This window comes from Pseudomonas sp. Sample_20, from assembly GCF_004307585.1.
Taxonomy (GTDB): Bacteria; Pseudomonadota; Gammaproteobacteria; order Pseudomonadales; family Pseudomonadaceae; genus Aquipseudomonas; species Aquipseudomonas atacamensis.
Map to the genome: position 1 here is coordinate 1 of NZ_RCOA01000075.1, position 1,740 is coordinate 1,740.

Below are 1,740 nucleotides of genomic sequence, written 5' to 3' on the forward strand. Positions count from 1 at the left end.
TGTAGATACTCTGTTCACGGTCAAGCTTTCGCGAGATGTTTTTCGCTAAAAAGCTTGGCCGTATTAAATTCTTCTCCGGAACGCATGCACGCCCACAACCCAGTCAGATATTTGCGCATCACCGCACCGATTGCCTGCATTTTTTTCTTGCCGCGAGCAACGAGAGCTTCGTAAAAAGCCTTCACATTCTCATCGCAGCGGATTGCCGTCATTGCCGGCATGAACATCGCTGCACGCAAATAAGCATTGCCGCATTTGGACATTCGCCCTGGCCGATTCACGCTGGTGCCGGATTGGGTCAACCTGACGTCCAGGCCTGCGTAACGGCTTACCTGTGCCGATTTAAGCGTCACAGGCAGGGTCGTCAGCTCCGCCAGTGCAGCGATAGCCGAGGCTTCTCCTACGCCGGGTGCCGCCATCATGCAGCGAAACTGCAAACTCAGGTCCGGGCATTTGGCGATGGCATCACGTGCGGCTTTCTTCAAACGATCAATCCGCGCGTCCAACCCTGCAATCGCCTCTTTCTCATCTTCGATCAGCAGCTCCACTCTTGTTTCTGTCGCTTGTAGCGCGTGCAATTCGTTTTTGGCTCGCGTTCGATGACCAATCAGACGATTGATATGACGTCCAATGGCACGCAACGTCATCTGATCGGCCGTAGGCGGCACCCAAAGTCTGGGCGCCATACGCTCGCCATATTCGGCTAGTAATTGAGAATCTATCTGGTCAGTCTTGCTGTTTTGCAGCATCAATTTGGCAAAATTGTGAAAACTTTTTGGGTTGATCACCGAGACCGGCAAACCGGCGGCGTGCAACTCCAGCGCAAGATCCAGGTAGTAAATGCCGGTGGCTTCCATAACCACGCTCAGCGGCTTGAGACCCAGCATCTTGGCCGCGGCAGTCTTGCGCCCTTTGGGTGTGTGCTGAATCTCCCACTGGCCTGATGTTTTACCGTTCTGTCGCCATCCCATCGCAGACGTGCGAGCACCAATGTCTATGCCGACATGAGTATTCATGCTTTTCACTTCCCTGACTTTCGGTAAGATTGCTCCCGGTTCCCCCGACCTCGAACTTCATGCCACTGCAACCTTGTAATGCGAAGTCCGACTTGTCGGCTTCTCGATACTCTTCGTGGTGGGCAATGAGGCGGGGGGGCCTCTCTACAGACAAGGTCAGGAGCAAATCCTGCCTTCAGGAGCGATCGGCCTCCCCCCAGAAACGCACTTGCTGTTGTATGAGTCCTTGAGCGTAACCTCTCTCTTTGGACTCAGGGTCAACATACAAGGAGCGAGCCTGTTCGCGATAGCGGACTGACATTCAACATTGATGTTGGATCTGATGGCCCTATCGCGAGCAGGCTCGCTCCCACAAGGTCAGTATTTCAGGCAACAAAAAATGGGCACCCAACCTGGTTGGTGTGCCCATTTTTTATTCCGCCCCCCGTTTTGCGGGGTGGAAATCAAGGATTGACGCTGTCTTTCAACGATTTGCCTGGTTTGAAGGCAACTGTGTTGCTGGCCTTGATTTTGACTGGCTCACCGGTTTGCGGGTTTTTGCCGGTACGGGCGCCGCGGTGGCGTTGCAGGAAGGTGCCGAAGCCTACCAGCGTTACGCTGTCTTTGCGGTGCAGGGCGCCGGTGATTTCTTCGAGTACGGCGTTGAGAACGCGGTTGGCCTGCTCTTTGGTGAGGTCTGCTTTTTCAGCAATTGCTGCAGCGAGTTCTGGTTTACGCATATTAG

The 1,740-nt window shown here is 54.1% G+C and carries 2 protein-coding genes; both read right to left on the bottom strand.

The genetic code is table 11. The annotated features are described in order from the left end of the window. Positions 1–20: 20 nt before the first annotated feature. Positions 21–1,016, bottom strand: coding sequence for an IS110 family transposase (locus tag D8U70_RS16605; RefSeq protein ID WP_130929320.1), 996 nt, complete (start codon positions 1,014–1,016; stop codon positions 21–23). A 443-nt stretch (positions 1,017–1,459) separates the two neighbouring features. Then, positions 1,460–1,735: an HU family DNA-binding protein gene (locus D8U70_RS16620; protein WP_003213368.1), complete on the bottom strand. Its 276-nt coding sequence runs from the start codon at positions 1,733–1,735 to the stop codon at positions 1,460–1,462. Between the last annotated feature and the right edge of the window lie 5 nt (positions 1,736–1,740).

What these genes read in the sequence shown, in the direction of transcription:
- D8U70_RS16605 (WP_130929320.1), bottom strand. Translation starts at nt 1,016, where the DNA reads ATGAATACTCATGTCGGCATAGACATTGGTGCTCGCACGTCTGCGATG.
- D8U70_RS16620 (WP_003213368.1), bottom strand. Translation starts at nt 1,735, where the DNA reads ATGCGTAAACCAGAACTCGCTGCAGCAATTGCTGAAAAAGCAGACCTC.